At 61.0% G+C, this 17,177-nt stretch carries 15 protein-coding genes; 3 read left to right on the top strand and 12 right to left on the bottom strand.

The genetic code is table 11. From position 1 onward, the window contains the following. Positions 1-16 precede the first annotated feature (16 nt). From tssI to tssA, 12 genes are all read right to left on the bottom strand, one after another. Positions 17-1,954, bottom strand: coding sequence for a type VI secretion system tip protein TssI/VgrG (gene tssI / locus IB250_RS18055; RefSeq protein WP_123500813.1), 1,938 nt, complete (start codon positions 1,952-1,954; stop codon positions 17-19). Positions 1,955-2,116: 162 nt separating this feature from the next. Further along, positions 2,117-4,795, bottom strand: coding sequence for a type VI secretion system ATPase TssH (gene tssH, locus IB250_RS18050; RefSeq protein ID WP_192345103.1), 2,679 nt, complete (start codon positions 4,793-4,795; stop codon positions 2,117-2,119). Beyond that, complete coding sequence (tssG, locus tag IB250_RS18045; RefSeq protein WP_192345102.1) at positions 4,788-5,840, bottom strand: type VI secretion system baseplate subunit TssG; 1,053 nt, start codon at positions 5,838-5,840, stop codon at positions 4,788-4,790. Before tssG ends, tssH begins: the two co-directional genes overlap by 8 nt. After that, a complete protein-coding gene (tssF, locus tag IB250_RS18040) occupies positions 5,804-7,663 on the bottom strand; it encodes a type VI secretion system baseplate subunit TssF (protein ID WP_192345101.1) in 1,860 nt (619 codons plus the stop codon). Before tssF ends, tssG begins: the two co-directional genes overlap by 37 nt. Then, the gene (tssE, locus tag IB250_RS18035; RefSeq protein ID WP_192345100.1) at positions 7,660-8,172 is read right to left on the bottom strand and encodes a type VI secretion system baseplate subunit TssE; all 513 of its coding nucleotides are present in this window, start codon (positions 8,170-8,172) and stop codon (positions 7,660-7,662) included. Before tssE ends, tssF begins: the two co-directional genes overlap by 4 nt. After that, on the bottom strand, positions 8,166-8,606 hold the full coding sequence (locus IB250_RS18030) for a hypothetical protein (RefSeq protein ID WP_192345099.1): 441 nt from the start codon (positions 8,604-8,606) through the stop codon (positions 8,166-8,168). The genes tssE and IB250_RS18030 overlap by 7 nt, the downstream gene beginning before the upstream one ends. Before the next feature lie 67 nt (positions 8,607-8,673). Then, entirely contained in the window at positions 8,674-9,114 is a 441-nt protein-coding gene (locus IB250_RS18025; RefSeq protein WP_192345098.1) for a hypothetical protein, read from the bottom strand. After that, on the bottom strand, positions 9,111-9,569 hold the full coding sequence (locus IB250_RS18020) for a T6SS effector amidase Tae4 family protein (protein WP_192345097.1): 459 nt from the start codon (positions 9,567-9,569) through the stop codon (positions 9,111-9,113). The genes IB250_RS18025 and IB250_RS18020 overlap by 4 nt, the downstream gene beginning before the upstream one ends. Positions 9,570-9,651: 82 nt before the next feature. After that, on the bottom strand, positions 9,652-10,140 hold the full coding sequence (locus IB250_RS18015; RefSeq protein ID WP_007894494.1) for an Hcp family type VI secretion system effector: 489 nt from the start codon (positions 10,138-10,140) through the stop codon (positions 9,652-9,654). 157 nt (positions 10,141-10,297) lie between these two features. Next, on the bottom strand, positions 10,298-11,791 hold the full coding sequence (gene tssC, locus IB250_RS18010) for a type VI secretion system contractile sheath large subunit (protein ID WP_007894498.1): 1,494 nt from the start codon (positions 11,789-11,791) through the stop codon (positions 10,298-10,300). A gap of 15 nt (positions 11,792-11,806) precedes the next feature. Next, positions 11,807-12,316: a type VI secretion system contractile sheath small subunit gene (tssB, locus tag IB250_RS18005; protein WP_007894500.1), complete on the bottom strand. Its 510-nt coding sequence runs from the start codon at positions 12,314-12,316 to the stop codon at positions 11,807-11,809. An 80-nt stretch (positions 12,317-12,396) separates the two neighbouring features. Next, positions 12,397-13,422: a type VI secretion system protein TssA gene (tssA, locus tag IB250_RS18000; protein ID WP_192345096.1), complete on the bottom strand. Its 1,026-nt coding sequence runs from the start codon at positions 13,420-13,422 to the stop codon at positions 12,397-12,399. 404 nt (positions 13,423-13,826) lie between these two features. Between tssA and tagH the strand changes: the two genes are divergently transcribed. The 3 genes from tagH to tssK all read left to right on the top strand — a co-directional run bounded on the left by tagH (position 13,827) and on the right by tssK (position 17,172). After that, on the top strand, positions 13,827-15,233 hold the full coding sequence (tagH, locus tag IB250_RS17995; RefSeq protein WP_192345095.1) for a type VI secretion system-associated FHA domain protein TagH: 1,407 nt from the start codon (positions 13,827-13,829) through the stop codon (positions 15,231-15,233). Positions 15,234-15,308: 75 nt separating this feature from the next. Then, on the top strand, positions 15,309-15,821 hold the full coding sequence (gene tssJ / locus IB250_RS17990) for a type VI secretion system lipoprotein TssJ (protein WP_192345094.1): 513 nt from the start codon (positions 15,309-15,311) through the stop codon (positions 15,819-15,821). Between the two features lie 16 nt (positions 15,822-15,837). Further along, positions 15,838-17,172, top strand: coding sequence for a type VI secretion system baseplate subunit TssK (gene tssK, locus IB250_RS17985; RefSeq protein WP_192345093.1), 1,335 nt, complete (start codon positions 15,838-15,840; stop codon positions 17,170-17,172). Positions 17,173-17,177: the final 5 nt, after the last annotated feature.

The following is a 17,177-nucleotide window of genomic DNA, read 5'->3' as shown; positions in this document are numbered from 1 at the left end:
AACACAGATCTCGTGATTAGCCCTTGGGCTTGGGAAACGCGGCGTTGATGTTGGCGTCGATGCTGGCCTTGACGCCTTGGCCGTCAGGCGTGGCGCCAGCGCCGCCGCCGTTGTTCAGGTGCAGCACGCCGCCGGTGTTGAACTCGGCATCACCGCTGGCATAGAAGCTGATTTGCACGCCGGTCAGGTTGATCTGGCCGCTGGCATTGAGTTCCAGGATGCTTTCACCACAGACCAGCCGCAGGTTCTCGCCCACTTCAATGACGTAGCTCTGGCTGATGCTGTCGGTCTTGCGCTGGCCCACCGAAAGAATGTCTTCCTGTTTGACGATACGCAGGCGGTTGTTGCCAATGGTCACCGTCTCGTTATGCCCGATGCTCTTGTTGCGGTCGTGGCCCACCGAGTGGCTTTCATCCACCTCGACCACGATGTCCTGATTGCGCTCGGCATGGATGTACAGCTGCTCGGCGCCTTTCTTGTCTTCCATGCGGATTTCGTTGAAGTTCGCCGGTGTGCCGCCCTTGCTCGAACGGCTTTTCATGCCGCTTTGGGTGGCGTTTTCCGGCAAGTCGTAGGGCACGGTCTGTTCGGCGTTGTAGACGCGGCCGGTGATGATCGGCCGGTCCGGGTCGCCTTCGAGGAAGCTGACGATCACTTCCTGGCCGATTCGTGGGATCTGCATTGAACCCCAGTTTTTACCGGCCCAGGATTGCGACACGCGAATCCAGCACGAACTGTTTTCGTTGGACTGGTCGTGACGGTCCCAATAGAAATGCACCTTCACCCGGCCGAACTGGTCGGTCCAGATTTCCTCGCCCTTGGGGCCAACCACCAGTGCGGTCTGCGGGCCTTTGACGATAGGCCGGTGGGTGTTGGGCAGGGGGCGGTAGCTTTGTTGCGCGTCGATGCAGGTCAGGCTGCTTTCGAACTGAGCCGAAGCGCCAGCGCCGCCGGTTTCCCCGCTTTCCTGGGCGACGTAGTAACGGGCGCCGACGATCAGGTATTCGCGGTTCTGGTCCTGGCGGCTGAAGCCCGTGAGGCTGAACAAATGTCCCGACCCCAGGCCCCGGGCGTTGCCGGCGAACTCGACCTGTTCGTGCAAGGTCTGCAAGGCTTCGATGCGGGTGCGGGCGTAATGTTCGCCGTCTGCACTTTGCACATAGGTGCCGGGATAGTCGTACAGCGGATAGTCGCCGGCGGTGTGCGGACGAGGCATGGCCGAGCGCACGTCAATTCGCGCGCTGGGGCGCTGGAAGTCATAGTCGTTGAGTTCCAGCGAGCCTGGCTGGACTTCCTGGGCCAGGTGCCAGTCGTGAATGTGATCGCGTTCGCGCTGCTGTTCATTCTTGGGGTAGTAGGGCACCGAAGCGTAGCCGGGCACGCTGGTGTGGGCGCCATAGGCATCGGCCAACACCAGCACATGACGACCCTGTTCATGGCGGAAGAAGTAGTAGATCCCTTCCTGCTCCATCAGGCGGCTGACGAAATCAAAGCTGGTTTCGCGATACTGCACGCAGTATTCCCACTCGCGATAGGGCCGGCTCAGGGCATCTTCGAAGTCGGAAAAACCCAGGTCGCGAAACACCTGCTTGATGATCTGCGGGATGGTCAGGTTCTGGAAAATCCGGCAATCGGAGGTGCGGGTCAGCAGCCAAAGCCAAGGCCGCAGCGTGGCCTGGTAGCTGGCGAACTGGCCCTGGTCGACGTTCTGGCTGCAACGGGCAACTATGCCATGGAAATAGCGCTCGCCACCGCCGTCCAGTTGCAGGCTCAGGCACATGGGTTTGCCCAGCAACTGGTTGAGGTCGATGGCGTTGTCCAGCGAGTGCAATTGCAGCTCATAGTTGAACAGCCGCCCCAGCTCTTCGCCGCCGCCCATGTCCTTGAGCAACAGCACATCCGGCCCCAGGGGGCTGGTGATTTTTGCCAGACGTGAGAGTTGCTTGAATAGCATCAGTTATCCCGTAAACGTTTCGTTGCTTTCTTACTGCCGGAACCGGACTTAGTGTGGGAGCGGGCTTGCTCGCGAAGGGGCCATGACATCCAGCATCAATGTTGAATGTCAGTCCGCCTTCGCGAGCAAGCCCGCTCCCACATTGACCGTGTTCCAGACCGGTCAGGCCGCGTCGCTGAAGTCGTAGTGCAATTCGTTATCCCGGGCGCTGATCCGCACCCCTGCCAGCGCTTTGCCTTCGAGCATGCGGGTGAGGAACTCGCGGCTCATGTCCGGCAACAGACTGTTGGTCAGGATGGTGTCGATCATTCGCCCGCCACTTTCGGTTTCGGTGCAGCGGGAGACGATCAGGTCGATCACCGCGTCGTCGTAATCGAAGGCCACTTTGTGGGTGTTCTCCACGCGCTTTTTGATGCGGTTGAGTTGCAGGCGGGTAATGGCCTTGAGCATCTCGTCGCTGAGCGGGTAGTACGGAATGGTCACCAAGCGGCCCAGCAATGCCGGCGGGAAAATCTCCAGCAGCGGCTGGCGCAGGGCCTTGGCGATCTCTTCGGGCTCGGGCACGTTTTGCGGGTCTTTGCAGACCTGGGCAATCAGCTCGGTGCCAGCGTTGGTGGTCAGCAGGATCAAGGTGTTCTTGAAGTCGATCACCCGTCCTTCACCGTCCTCCATCACGCCTTTGTCGAAGACCTGGAAAAAGATCTCATGCACGTCCGGGTGGGCCTTTTCCACCTCGTCCAGCAGCACCACGCTGTAGGGTTTGCGCCGCACGGCTTCGGTCAGCACGCCGCCTTCGCCATAGCCGATATAGCCTGGTGGCGCGCCCTTGAGGGTGGACACGGTGTGGGCTTCCTGGAACTCACTCATGTTGATGGTAATGACGTTCTGCTCGCCGCCATACATGGCTTCGGCCAGGGCCAGGGCGGTTTCGGTCTTGCCCACGCCGGAAGTGCCGGCGAGCATGAATACGCCAATCGGCTTGCTCGGGTTGTCGAGGCCGGCCCGGGAGGTCTGGATGCGCTTGGCGATCATCTGCAAGGCGTGGTCCTGGCCGATGATGCGTTTCTTCAGGTGCTGGTCGAGGTTGAGCACGGTTTCCAGTTCGTTACGGGCCATGCGGCCCACCGGAATGCCGGTCCAGTCGGCGACCACCGAGGCCACGGCCTGGTAATCGACCGTCGGCAGAATCAGCGGGGTTTCCCCTTGCAGGGCACTGAGACGCTGTTGCAGGTCCACCAGTTTTTCGCGCAGGACGTGGCTGTCTTCACTGCCAACGTCGCGGTCTACCACGCCGACGCTTTCGCGCAGGGTGGTGCGGGTGGCGAGCAGTTCGTCCACCAGGGTTTTCTCTTCGGCCCAGCGGCTTTCCAGTTCGGCCAGGCGTTCGCGCTCGGCGGCCAGAAGGTTTTCGCTGTTGCTCTGGCGGGCGCCGACGACGATGCCGATGGCGTGCTCGCGGGCGATGATTTGCAGTTCGGTTTCCAGCGCCTCGATGCGGCGACGGCTGTCGTCCACTTCGGCCGGCACGGCGTGCAGGCTGATGGCGACCCGGGCGCAAGCGGTGTCCAGCAGGCTCACGGATTTGTCCGGCAACTGACGCGCCGGGATGTAGCGATGGGACAACTTGACCGAGGCTTCCAGGGCTTCGTCAAGGATCTGCACCTGATGGTGTTTTTCCATGGTCGAGGCCACGCCGCGCATCATCAACAGCGCTTTGTCTTCGGACGGCTCGGCGACTTGCACCACCTGGAAGCGGCGAGTCAGGGCCGGGTCTTTCTCGATATGCTTCTTGTACTCGGCCCAGGTCGTGGCGGCCACGGTGCGCAGGGTGCCCCGGGCCAAGGCGGGTTTGAGCAGGTTGGCCGCGTCCCCGGTGCCGGCAGCGCCACCGGCACCGACCAGCGTGTGGGCTTCGTCGATAAACAGGATGATCGGTTTTGGCGAGGCCTGGACGTCTTCGATGACCTGGCGCAGGCGCTGTTCGAATTCACCTTTCATGCTCGCGCCGGCCTGCAACAGGCCGACGTCGAGGCTGCGCAATTCCACATCCTTGAGCGCCGGCGGCACGTCACCGGCGACGATGCGCAGGGCAAAACCTTCGACCACGGCGGTTTTACCGACGCCGGCTTCACCGGTCAGAATCGGGTTGTTCTGCCGACGGCGCATGAGGATGTCCACCAGTTGGCGGATCTCTTCGTCACGCCCGACAATCGGGTCAAGCTTGCCGCTGCGAGCCTGCTCAGTGAGGTCGACGGTAAAACGCTTGAGCGCTTCCTGCTTGCCCATGGCGCTGGGGGCCATGGCGCCGCTGGCTTCACCAGGCACGCTGCCGGCGTTGAAACCATCACTGGCGCTGAGCGCATTTTCCGGCGAGTCACCGACGTATTCGTCAAAACGCTCGCTCAGGGCCTCGGCCTTGATCTTGTCGAACTCTGCCGACAGCCCCAGTAGCCCATGGCGCAGGCTCGGCGTCTTGAGGATGCCCAGCACCAGGTAACCGGTACGCACCTGGCTTTCGCCGAACATCAGGCTGCCGTAGACCCAGCCACGCTCCACGGCTTCTTCCACATGGGAGGACAAGTCAGTGATTGAAGTCGAGCCCCGTGGCAAACGGTCCAGGGCGTCGGTCAGATCCCGGGCCAGGCGCGCCGGCTCGATATTGAACTGACGGATGAGGCGGTGCAGGTCCGAGTCCTGCAATTGCAGCAACTGATGAAACCAGTGGGCCAGTTCCACATAAGGGTTACCGCGCAGCTTGCAGAACACGGTGGCGGCTTCGATGGCTTTGTAGGCCACGCTGTTGAGTTTACCGAACAACGCGGCGCGACTGATTTCACCCATGCTCTTGGCTCCTTGAGGTTTGTGAGGTGTTGGCCTGCTCGGCGTAATGCCGGGCCAGTATTAAGTCCTTGGCATCTTTTTCGGGCTTGCCCAGCCAGGTATTGAAACCCAGGCGGAACTGGCGATTGAGTTGCAGCGCCGGTACTTCGGGCTGTTTCAGAATCAGGTTCAGGTCCCAGTCCAGTTCATGGCCCAGGTATTCGGCCACCCAGGCCACCAGCTCATTGAAGGGTTGGCTACCGGGCAGCATGCTCATGTAGTCATCCAGCTTGAGTGGCCCCAGGCGAATGCGGAATTTGTGCTGGCGATCCCAGACGTAACGGCCCAGGCAAAAATCCACGCCCAATCGATGGGCGCTGGCGCCCACGCGGCTGCGTTCCGGCAGTTCCAGCCATTGGCCGACGTACTCTTCGATCTCCACCGGCAGGCCGAAGTACTCGCTGAGAATGGCCTTCAAACCATCCGGGTAGCGGGTTTGTGCCGACAGATGACCGCTGTAATGCAACTTCGCCGTGTCGGGGATCAGCCCTTGTTTGAGCAGGCTCGGCATGCCGCGGCCGCTCAGTGCTGCCAGGCGTGCCGACCAGTAGTCGTCGTCCGGGCGATCATGGCTGACCGTCGGCCGCGCTTCGGCCCAGGCCCGATAAAACAGGCTCAGCAGGCGGTGATGGAACACATCCAGGAAGCGCTTACTGGTGCTGTCGGCGTTGTTGCGCTGACGTTCGCGCACATATTCGGTGAGGTGCAGCGGCAACGGACCGTTGGGGCCGCCGAGGCCGAAAAAGAACTGCTCCAGGCGCGCCGGCGCACCGTCGACGCCCGGCTGTACCGACGCCAGGGTCGCCGGGGCGAAGGTGCAATCGGCCTGTTGCCCAAGACGCAGCGGATCATCGGCCAGACGCAACGAATGGCCCAGGCGCGGCAGTTCAGGCGATTCGCACTCGATGCGCCGCAACGCCTGGAAGAAGTCGTATTCCCAGGGTTCCTGGTGCATCGCGTCCAGGGTACTCACAGGGTCGGACGGCGTCCGGGCTTGGCTTTCCATCGCATGATCTCGCCGCGTTCGGTGGTACGGATCACCGTCTCGGTAAAACTGTTGATCGACACGTAGCGTGCCAGGAAGCGCTCGAACACTGCACCGAGCAAGAAGACTCCAGTGCCGCGAAACGCGTTTTCATCGAATTCCAGGGTGATCTCCAGGCCACGACCAAACACGATCGGGCCGGACATCGGCAGGCGTCGGGTGCAGGCCTTGCTGCTGACTTCGCGCAGGCCTTCAATCTGCAATTGCAACGCTGCATCGTTGCTGTCGCCGTACAGGCGCAGCAGTTCGCGCAGGGCGGCGGCGCCCTGGCCTTGTTCGCTGAGGGACAAGTAATTCAGCGACAGCTGGCTGATCAACCGCCATGCCTTGGCGTCGTGGGCATGGCTGGCGCGTGGACGGCTCGGGCCTGCCACGCAGCGCACCGCCGCCACAGGTGCGCTGTCGGCCAGGGTGAAGTCGGTCTTGCTGTTGCCCACACTCATGAACAGCGGCAGGTCGCGGTTGGTGCACAACGCTGTTACGCCCAGTTGGCGCAGGTCGTGGCGATAAGGCGCCTGCTGGCTGTCCACCAGGCTGACGAAGGTTTCGCTGCCGATATACGTCGAGCGCGGGCCGTTGCGCCGCTGTCCGCTGGACAGCACGCGGGGTTCGCGCCGCACCGTGTACCAGGCCTGATCGCGGCCGTAGCGAGACGGATCGCGTACCGCATAAAACGGCAAAAAAGGCTGCTCGGAGCCGCTGCCGTGGCCGGTGAGGGTGGTCAGGGAATGAATCTCGAAATCCATCGGCCGGGTGCGGTCGGCGATCACATGGTGTTCATTGACCCGTTCCGACAAGTGAATGCGATCCAGGCGCTTGGGAAACAAGTTGATGGCCGGGGTGCAGAACGGCAGAAACTGCGCGGCGCCGACGCTGCCTTCCAGGCTCGGATCGTGGCGGTCAAACAGCACGATCAATTCCAGTTCCTGGCCGTCGCAGCGTTTGACCGCCCGGCTCAGTTGGGTGAAGTCGACAAACAGAAAGCGGTGGGGCAGGGCGAAGTATTCCTGCAACAGGCGATAGCCCTGGAAGGCCCGCGGGACCACTGGCAGCGCGGCGTCGGTATCGTCGAACCCCTGAGAGCGCAGAGCGTCCTGTGGCAAGCGTTCCACCCAGTCGGCACCGGGCTGACGGGCGAACACGGCGCAGGCGTTGCCCAGCAGCTGTTCGTAGAGGCGGAAGGGCTGCTCGTCTGCTCCATTGAGGTACAGCGGCAGGTTGTCCAGGGCCAGACTGTTGAACGGTAGTTCGGCGCCGGTGCGCAGGGTCAGGCGCAGGCCGGCCTTGGCCTTGGGTTCACTGGCGGCCAAGCGCCCGAGCATGGCGGACGGGTTGCCGAAGTATTCGGCCTGGCTGACCTGCAGCGGCCACAACGTCACCGCGTGGGCGGTGCGGTACTCGCAGCAGGTTTGGGTTTCGCGGCCCAGGGCGGCGCGCAGGACCGTGTCCCGAGGCAGCGGGAAGCCGCTGCTCAGCGAGCCTTCATCGGGGTCGGCCTGCAATTGCACCACGGTCATCGATGGTGTCGGTGCCAGGTAATGGGGGTACGCGATTTCGAGCAGGTTATGAGTGAAGGTCGGGTATTCGGCATCGAGCTTGAGCTGTACCCGCGCCGTCAGATAAGCAAACCCTTCCAGCAAGCGCTCGACGTACGGGTCGGCGCAGTCCATGCCGGACAACGTCAGCCGACTGGCGATTTTCGGGTATTCCTGGGCGAACTCCGCCGCGCTTTCGCGCACGTGGTGCAATTCCTGGTTGTACAGTTCCAGCAGGCGCGGGTTCATGAGCGTCTCCGCTGTTCGGCGTTGATCACTCGCACATGGCCGGATTCCAGGTCCAGGTCGGTCTGCAGCATCAGGCGCAGCGGCACTGGCTGAGCCCAGAGATCGCCTTCGATCTCGAAACTCAGGGCGTTGTGGTTCATCTCGGCGGATGCCCGGGCCCGCACACGCAAAGTGTTCCGTAGAATTCGCGGTTCGAACGTAGCGATGGCCTGGTGGATCAGCGCTTCAAGCGCCGCGATATCGACGTTCGACACACAGTTGCCGGCCAGCGCCGGCAGCCCGAAGTTAACCACCGACGTGCCGGCCGGGGTGTGCAACGTCGCATCGGCGCTGAGCAACGAAGTAGTGTTGAGCAGCCACGCCAGGTCACGCAGCACCGAAGCTTTCAGTTGGGTCAGGGAGAGCACGCGCTTGTCGGCGCTTTCCTTGGGATTGCTCGGGTCGTCGTCGGTCAACCGGTCCAGCAGGGACGGTTGCAGGCGATCGCGGGTGGCGATTTCGGTTACCACGAGAAATGCGCCACGAAACTTTTCTGGTCCATGACGCCGGTCATACAGCCAGCACTATGGGCGACCTTCGACACTTCCATGGGCTGGTCTTTGATTTGGCGGATGGCCTGATACTGAGCGTCGCAATCACGGCTCGGAGGGGGCTCGGGCGTGGAATGCTCCACGATAATGATTTGGGCATTATTGAAGGTTTCGACCCGTGGCTGCCCCTTGCGGTCGACGCTCAGAAAACACGGCCACGGCATGTCTAGTTTCAAGATGCTTTGGTCCTGTTTGCGTAACGCACATTGCTGATCGTGGTTTTCCAGAGTCAATGTTTGTCCGGCAAAAATGACTTGATTGCTGGGTGCCGCGAGTTGATTTTGTTCGGCCCAGGCATTAGCGCTCAACAGGAGGCCGCTAGAGAGCAGAATCAACAGGGTTCGCTTAGTCATTTCAACCCTCAAAGCCAACCTGTCATGAGTGATACGCAAAGTCGTGGGCGATTGCATGTGAAGTCGCTTACCAAGTGAAAAGCGCTGTGTAGTCTTTCTGATCGCCTGCACCGCGCACGCAACTGGCACTGCGTGCGACGATCGAAGGTTCGAGCTGGCCGTTGATTTGACGAATGGCGCGGTACTCGGACCGGCATTCACGACTGTTCGCTGGGTCAACGTTCACATGCAGCACGATCACGATCGGTACGTTGTTGAAGGATTCAATGTGAGCCTTGCCCTGTCGGTCGACCGCAAACTGGCAAGGCCATGGCATTTCGAGGGCTAGCATGCTCTGATCTGGTTGACGCAACACGCATTGCTGCTGGTCGTTCTCCAGCATCAATCGTTGTCCGCCCAAGGTGACGACTTGATCCTCGGAAGCTGGAGTAGTTTGCTGGCCGGCACACGCCCACAGGCTCGACAACACGCAGCACAAGGCCGCCAGGTTTCGGCTGGATTTGATCATGTCAGCTCCCAGAACCAGATAGCTTTGGATCGGTAGGCAGGGTCGTTGTAGCGGCCAATGGTCAAACCACGATTCCATAGGTCGATATGATCGCCGGTGCGACTGTCCGGTGACTCTCCTACCTGCTGAAAACAATCCTTGAAGAAGATGAGCCCGGTCTTGTCTTGCAACTTGCGGCGTTCTTCGGCACTGCCACCGAGAATCTGTGGCCGCCCCAGATGATGCTTCCACAACCAGTTCGCCAGTGATTCGGCACCCCTGGCGTGCTCATGTGCACATTTGGGTTCGGTATAGGTGGATTTGTTGACCTTGATGGTCAGCTCTGCATTGAGCGTCATGCTCATGCGGATAGCACACTGGTTTGCCCAAGGCCCTTCACAGGGCTTTGCGTCCGGGTACTTAATCAACAGATCGGAATACGCTTTCCACAAATTAATAAACGAAGGCTTGGCCATGACTCAGACACCGGAGGGAAAAGGATTGGATTCGAGCAAGCACCAAAACACCCCCGGCGCATAACACCGGGGGCATCTTCGATTACACCTTGACGTTCTGACGGATGTTCCAGCCGAACTTGACCGGCCCGCCTTCCTTGGTGCCGTCGGCTTTTTGCGGCTGGTAGTCCACCAGCACCTTGGCGAAGTTCAGGGTGAGGTTTTCGGTCAGGCGATCATCGCTACCCGAGCCGCCGGTGCTCAGGGACGTGACCAGCACTTCTTCCAGGTTGATGATCATGTACTCGACCTGGCTTTCGCCGCCGGCCTTGCGCACGGTCAGCTTGACCTTGTCGATGTGCTTGCCGCTGGCGCAGTGCATCATCAGGTTCGGTGAGGCTTTGTCGACGTACTTGGTCAGCGACAGGTCCTGGATGTTCACCTTGCCGGCACCACCACCGCTGCCCACGTGCATATTGCCGGACTGAGACATGCCCCAGCTCCAGTTCAAGACGTCGATCTCGTCCTTGTGGGCCTTGTCCATGGACTCGCCCTTGATGTCGCCGATCTTGATGAAAATATCAACAGCCATGTTTTCTCCCTGTGTGGTCTCTACCACATTGTGTTTTGCTGATCGTTCCCACGCTCTGCGTGGTAACGCATCTGGTGACGCTCTGCGTCACTGGGACGCGGAGCGTCCCGGGCGGCATCCCCACGCAGAGCGTGGGAACGATCACATCAAGGCGGTGTTACGCGCCTTTGGCCGAAGGCAGCTTGGATACCAGGCGCAGCGACACGGTCAGCCCTTCGAGCTGGTAGTGCGGGCGCAGGTAGAACCTGGAGTTGTAGTACCCCGGGTTGCCTTCCACGTCCTCGACGATTACTTCGGCCGCAGCCAATGGGTGCTGGGCCTTGGTGGTTTCGGTGGAGTGCGCCGGGTCACCGTCGACGTAGTTGAGGATCCAGTCCTGCAACCAACGCTGCATTTCGTCCTTCTCTTTGAAGGAGCCGATCTTGTCGCGCACGATGCACTTCAAGTAATGGGCGAAACGGCAGGTGGCGAACAGGTACGGCAGGCGCGCAGCCAGGTTGGCGTTGGCGGTGGCATCCGGGTCGTCGTACTCGGCCGGTTTCTGCAACGACTGGGCGCCGATGAACGCGGCGAAGTCGGTGTTTTTCTTGTGCAGCAGCGGCATGAAACCGTTCTTCGCCAGTTCCGCTTCGCGGCGGTCCGAAATGGCGATTTCGGTCGGGCACTTCATGTCCACGCCACCATCGTCAGTCGGGAAGGTGTGCGCCGGCAGGTTTTCCACTTCACCGCCAGACTCCACGCCACGAATGCGCGAGCACCAGCCGAAGTGTTTGAACGAGCGGTTGATGTTCACCGCCATCGCGTAAGCGGCGTTGGCCCAGGTGTACTTGGAGCTGTCGGCACCGTCGGTGCTTTCTTCGAAGGCGAAGGCCTCCACCGGATCGGTCTTGGCGCCATACGGCAGACGCGCGAGGAAGCGCGGCATGGTCAGGCCGATGTAACGCGAGTCTTCCGATTCGCGCAGCGAGCGCCAGCCGGCGTATTCCGGGGTGGTGAAGATTTTGGTCAGATCGCGCGGGTTCGACAGTTCCTGCCACGAGCCCATGCCCATCACGGTCGGCGATGCGGCTGCGATGAACGGCGAGTGCATGGCGGCGCAGACTTTCGACAACTCGCCCAGCAACTCGACATCCGGCGGCGACTGGTCGAAGTAGTAGTCACCCACCAGACAACCGTAAGGTTCGCCGCCGAACTGGCCGTATTCTTCTTCGTACATCTTCTTGAAGATCGGGCTCTGGTCCCACGCGGTGCCCTTGAATTTCTTCAGGGTCTTGTGCAGGTCGGTCTTGGAGATATTGAGCACGCGAATCTTCAGTTGCTCATCGCTCTCGGTGTTGTTGACCAGGTAGTGCAGACCACGCCAAGCGCTTTCCAGTTGCTGGAAATCGGGGTGGTGGATGACCTGGTTGACCTGGGCGGTGAGCTTGGCGTCGATGGCGGCAATGATTGATTCGATCGACTTGATGGCGTCGTTGGACACCAGGTCGGTCTGCGCCAGGGCCTGTTCGGCCAGGGTGCGCACGGCGGTCTCGACGGCTTCGCGAGCGCGTTCGGTCTTGGGTTTGAATTCTTGCAGCAGCAGGGAGGCGAACTCGCTGGCTTCTTCGGTGGTGCTCAGTGTCTGAGCGTCTGCACGTACTGAATCGGTCATGATCATTCGTCCTGATTAAGCCTGAGGCTCGGCTGGCTTCGGCGCACTGGCAAGCGCCTGGAGCAGCGCCGGATCCTTGATGGCCTTCATGATGATTTCTTCGGCACCGGTCTTGCCGTCCATGTAGGTCAGCAGGTTGGCCAGTTGGGTGCGCGCTTCGAGCAACTTGTTCAGCGAGTCGACCTTGCGCGCCACGGCGGCCGGGCTGAAGTCGTCCATGCTTTCAAAGGTGATGTCCAGGCTCAGGTTGCCTTCGCCGGTCAGCTCGTTGGGCACATGGAACGCGACACGTGGCTGCATGGCCTTGAGGCGCGAGTCGAAGTTATCGACATCCACCTCCAGGAACTTGCGATCGGCCACAGGTGCCAGAGGCTCGGCGGGCTTGCCGGCGAGGTCCGCCATGACGCCCATGACGAAGGGCAACTGGACCTTTTTCTCGGCGCCGTAGAGCTCGACGTCGTACTCGATCTGCACTCGAGGCGCACGGTTGCGCGCGATGAATTTCTGAGAACTTTGCTTCGCCACGTTGCTGCTCCTGGTCGCTCAAGCGACGGTGTTGGCGTCATCGGTGGTACCGCTGACGTGACTGCGTGATCCGTTCGCTTTTATTCGCTGTCTGGTCCGCGCAGGTTTTCAAATTGGCTCATGCCGTCGGGAATCAGGTTGCGCACGATGGCCGCAAAGTCGGCGTGCACCAGATTCTTCGCCCGGTTCAACAGCACCGGCAGCGGGCTGGAGGGCTCATGACGGGTGTAGTACGCAAGAATCCGGTCCAGGCTGCGCAGCACGTCGTCGCGGTTGTTGATTTCGCCAGTACCGGTACTGCGCGGTGCGCTCGGTGCGGTGGCGTATTCAACCGGCGCGGTGCTGTCTTCGCTGATGGCATCGGGCAGGGGGCTGTCGCCGCTCTGCGGGGCGAACTGGCCGAGAATCTGCAGGGCCATTTTTAGCGGTTGCTTCAACGGGCCAAGGTCAACGCCCTGGGCGGAACCGATGTGTTCGCTGACCTGCTGCTCGATGGCCTCGGCGACACTGCGGGCCTCGTGCAAAGCGGCGCGGGTGATTTCCAGCTGTTCGGGATCGCTGTCCAGGAGTGCCCCGGCGAGCTGTTCGGCGCCGAGGTTTTCGTCAGGGAAGCTTTGCAGGCCGCTGGCATTGGCGGCAGCGCGCAGGCTGACAGCGCCAAAGGTTCGCGAACGGGCCAGGATGCTTTCGCGCAACAGGCGAATGGTGGCATCGGACGTCAGGCCGGCGAGGGCATTGATGCGCACGGTGGGGTCGTTGTTGTCTTCGGCATCCAGGCGCGGATGCAGGTCGGCCCAGTACTGTTTGAGCAATTCGCTGATCAGTGTCAGGACGCGGGCCAGGCCGGTGACGCCTTCGAGGGCAAGGGAACTTTGCAAAAGGAAATGGGTGATACGCAGGTCTTTGCTGCGTTGCAACAAATCCAGACTTTGCTGCTGGATGCTGCGCCATTCAGGGGGGGCGGCAGGCAATATCGAATCGCCCATGCTGCGCTCGGGCTGGCCTTGGGAATCGCGTTCCAGGCGCAAAAAATCCGCGTCATATTCCAAATCTTCGCCGCAAGGCGAAGTCGCGGAAACGGCGGCAAGCAGCAAAGGCACTTCCACTGAATTTGATCTCCATATCGCCCGACTGACAGTCGGGCTGTTCACACGTTAGTTCCAAGTGGAACTTCACATGTTTCCTTGAGTGTAATGGCCCTTTGGATACGCAGTGATCTTAAAGTGCCATCATTGATATTCAAGAAGTTGTGCATTTTTGGTGTAGTACTTATGGCTTGTCAAGGTAAGCTATTTCCTCTGTGTGACAGATGTGAAGTGCTTAACAACCCGCGCGACCGATAGGTCGAGGCAGGCACTGATGCAGGTTTTTTGTCAGGCAAGCCGGTTAAGATCAGCAATCATGCTGGTAAAAAGCCGTTTCAAGGTTGTTTTTGCAAGGTTGTCGGAGCGAGTCTGGCGGGAGTGAATCCCGATTCGCCCGCGCGCAAAGTGTTCAGCAAGGAGGCAAGATGTCGCTGTGTTTGACTATCACTAGTTATCACAAAATTACCCCTGGCCAGTGCCCTGAGAAATCCATGGATCAGGGCGCGATGGCAATCGGCCGTAATTCTGATAATGACTGGGTATTGCCCGATCCAGAGCGTTTGGTGTCTGGCAAACATTGCGTTGTTCAATATAAAGATGGCCGGTATTACTTAACTGATAACAGCACTAATGGTGTGGAATTGGTCAAGGCCGGTATTCGTCTGCGCAAGGGCAACAGCGAGCCGTTGCAAGATGGCGAAGTTATCCGCATCGGTGATTATGAAATCCAGGCGCGTATCGATTTCAGTCTGCCGGTGACCGACGGCAACCCTTTCGCCGATTCGTCCAGCAGCTTCGAGGCCCTGATGGGGCGTCAGGGCGCCGTCGTGAATACGCCGACGTCGTTGCCCGTGACACCACCTGCACATTTTCAGGGTGTATCGGCCATGGACACGATGCCGGACCTGTTCGACTTTCTGACGCCGACCAGCGTCCCGCCGGCCACCCAGCCCGACCATGTCCCGGCCGAGCAGCACGACTTCCGCCCACCAACCCCGATCCCCACCCCAACGCCCGTGGCCGGGCCTGCGCCGCTGGTGTCGGCCCCGGTGATTCCGGAAGATTGGGACCTGTTCAGCGACAAGCCTGCACCGGTGGCTATCGTCCCGCTGCCTGTTGCAGAGGTTGCGCCGCCACCCGTACCTCACATCAGGGTACCGATCGAACCGGCACCCCTTTGCGAACCGCCTGTGGCCGTCGTCGAACGCCTGGTCGATCCGGTCAGCCCGGCCGACAATTCTCAACCCGACCTGTTGCAAGCCTTTCTGCGCGGTGCCGGGCTGGATCAAGTGCGCCTGGACAAGGCTCAGGCCGAGGCACAAATGGAAAGCATCGGCCGCAGTTATCGGCTGATGGTCGAAGGCCTGATCGATGTCTTGCGCGCCCGTAGCAGCCTCAAGGGCGAGTTCCGCATTCAGCAGACGATGATTCAACCGGTGGAAAACAACCCGCTGAAATTCGCTCCCAACGTCGATGAAGCATTGCTGTTGCTGTTGCGCCACAGCAATCAGGCGTTCATGGCGCCGGACCTGGCAGTGCGCGACAGCTTTGATGACTTGCGTGCCCACCAATTGGCGGTGATGGCCGGCGTGGAAGCGGCGATCAAGCACCTGCTGGCGCGCTTCGAACCGGCGCAACTGGAAGAGCGCATGGGCAAGCCCGGTGGCCTGTCGAGCATTTTCAGTGGCTCGCGACAGGCCCAGTACTGGCAGCAGTTCACCGAGCTTTACAGCAATATTTCCCGCGAGGCCCAAGAGGATTTCCAGGACCTGTTCGGTCGGGAATTCAGCCGCGCCTACGAAGAACACAGTACAAGGCAGCGCCGCGGCTGAGCATCGCCATCGCATAGCGCCATTGATAGCAAAGAACGGAACAACGGATAGCTGAAACGTCATTGAGGACGCAGGATGATTCCCAGGTTTTTACTCGCAGTTGCCACCGCGCTTCTGCTGACCGCATGTGCCAAGGATGCGGCCAAACCCCAGCCCGAAGAGGCTGAGGCCGAGGCCGACACGGCCGCCATCGAATTGCACTTTCACGCCATTGCCGGGCTCAACCCCGGCGCCACTGGCCAGCCAGCCCCGGTCCGGGTGCGTATTTTCGAATTGAAAAATGCTGCCACCTTCGGCCGTTCCGATTATTTCGCACTGGCCGAACGGGCCCAGGCGACGCTCGGCGCCGATCTGATCGATCAGGACGAAGTGCTGATCCAGCCCGGCCAGCAGTTGAGCCTGCAGCGCGACCTCGACCCGGCCACCCGCCATATCGGCGTACTGGTGGGGTATCGCGAGCTGGATCAGTCGTTGTGGCGCGCGGTGATGAATGTCCCGCCGCGCCAATACACCGAATACCAGATCAGCCTCGACGTGCGTGCCGTGCGCAGCGCCGTCGTGGTTTCCCCATCCAGCCCTGCCCAATAAGCAATCGGAGCCCCCCATGTCCTGGAACAATCGTGTGGTCTGGTCGGAAGGCATGTTCATTGGAACGCAGCACTTTCAGCAGCATGACCGTTACCTGGAGAACCTCATCGACGCCCGGAGCCGTCCGTTGTCGGCCGGCGCCTGGGGGTTCTCCGAATTGCTGATCGACCAGGGCCTGCTGGCCCAGGGCAAACTGGCGATTATCTCGGCGCGGGGCCTGTTGCCGGACGGCACGCCATTCAACATTCCCCAGGATGACCTGGCACCGAGCCCGCTGAATGTCGATGACAACCTGCGCGATGGCTTGGTGTACCTGGCCTTGCCGCTCAAGCGCGCCGGTGCGCGTGATACGGTCGACGAAGGCGAAACCCTGGGCGCTGCGCGCTATGTGAGCCAGGTGCGCGAAGTCCGGGACGATAACGCGCCGTTCGAAAACCAGGCGCCGGTGGCCGTGGGCTCGAGGGCGCTGCGATTATTGGTAGCCCAGGATGGCATCAGTGACTACGCCGCCATCGGCCTGGTACGAATCAAGGAGAAGCGCGCCGACCGAGCTTTGGTGCTCGACGACTCCTACATCCCGCCGCTGCTGGATGTGGCCGCATCCAAGCCCCTGGCCGCGTTTCGCAGTGAACTGTTGGGCCTGCTTCATCAACGTGGCGAAGCCCTCGCCGGGCGGGTGGTGGCATCCGGTGCCGGCGGTGCCTCGGAGATTGCCGATTTCATGCTGCTGCAACTGGTCAACCGTGCCCAGCCGCTGATCCAGCACTTGAGCCAGTTGAGCCCGTTGCACCCCGAGCGGTTCTACAGCGAGCTGGTGAGTCTGGCCGGCGAGTTCTCGACCTTTACCGCTTCCGGGCGGCGGCCCCAGGAATACCCGCAATACCAGCACGATGACTTGGTGCTGAGTTTCGCGCCGGTGATGCAAGCCCTGCGTGAGGCGCTGTCGATGCTGATCGACAGCAAGGCCACGCCGATTCCGATCGTCGAAAAAGCCTACGGCGTCCATGTGGCGATGCTGGCCGACAAGTCCCTGCTCGACAGCGCCAGCTTCATCCTGGTGGTGCGCGCCGACGTGCCCGCTGAAACCCTGCGCAGCCACTTCGGCCAACAGAGCAAAGTCGGCTCGGTGGAGCACATCCGCAACCTGGTCAACCTGCAATTACCGGGCATTGGCCTGCTGCCGCTGCCGGTGGCACCACGGCAAATTCCGTATCACGCCGGCTCCACTTATTACGAACTGGACCGGGGCAGCGAGCATTGGCAGCAACTGGCCAACTCCGGCGGTTTTGCGTTCTACATCGCGGGGCAATTCCCGGGGCTGAACCTGGCTTTCTGGGCGATCCGAGGATAAACCGC

The organism is Pseudomonas sp. PDM09 (genome assembly GCF_014852305.1).
Classification (GTDB): Bacteria; Pseudomonadota; Gammaproteobacteria; order Pseudomonadales; family Pseudomonadaceae; genus Aquipseudomonas.
Note: the sequence above shows the minus strand (reverse complement) of the source record. Positions and strands in the feature narration are given on the sequence as shown.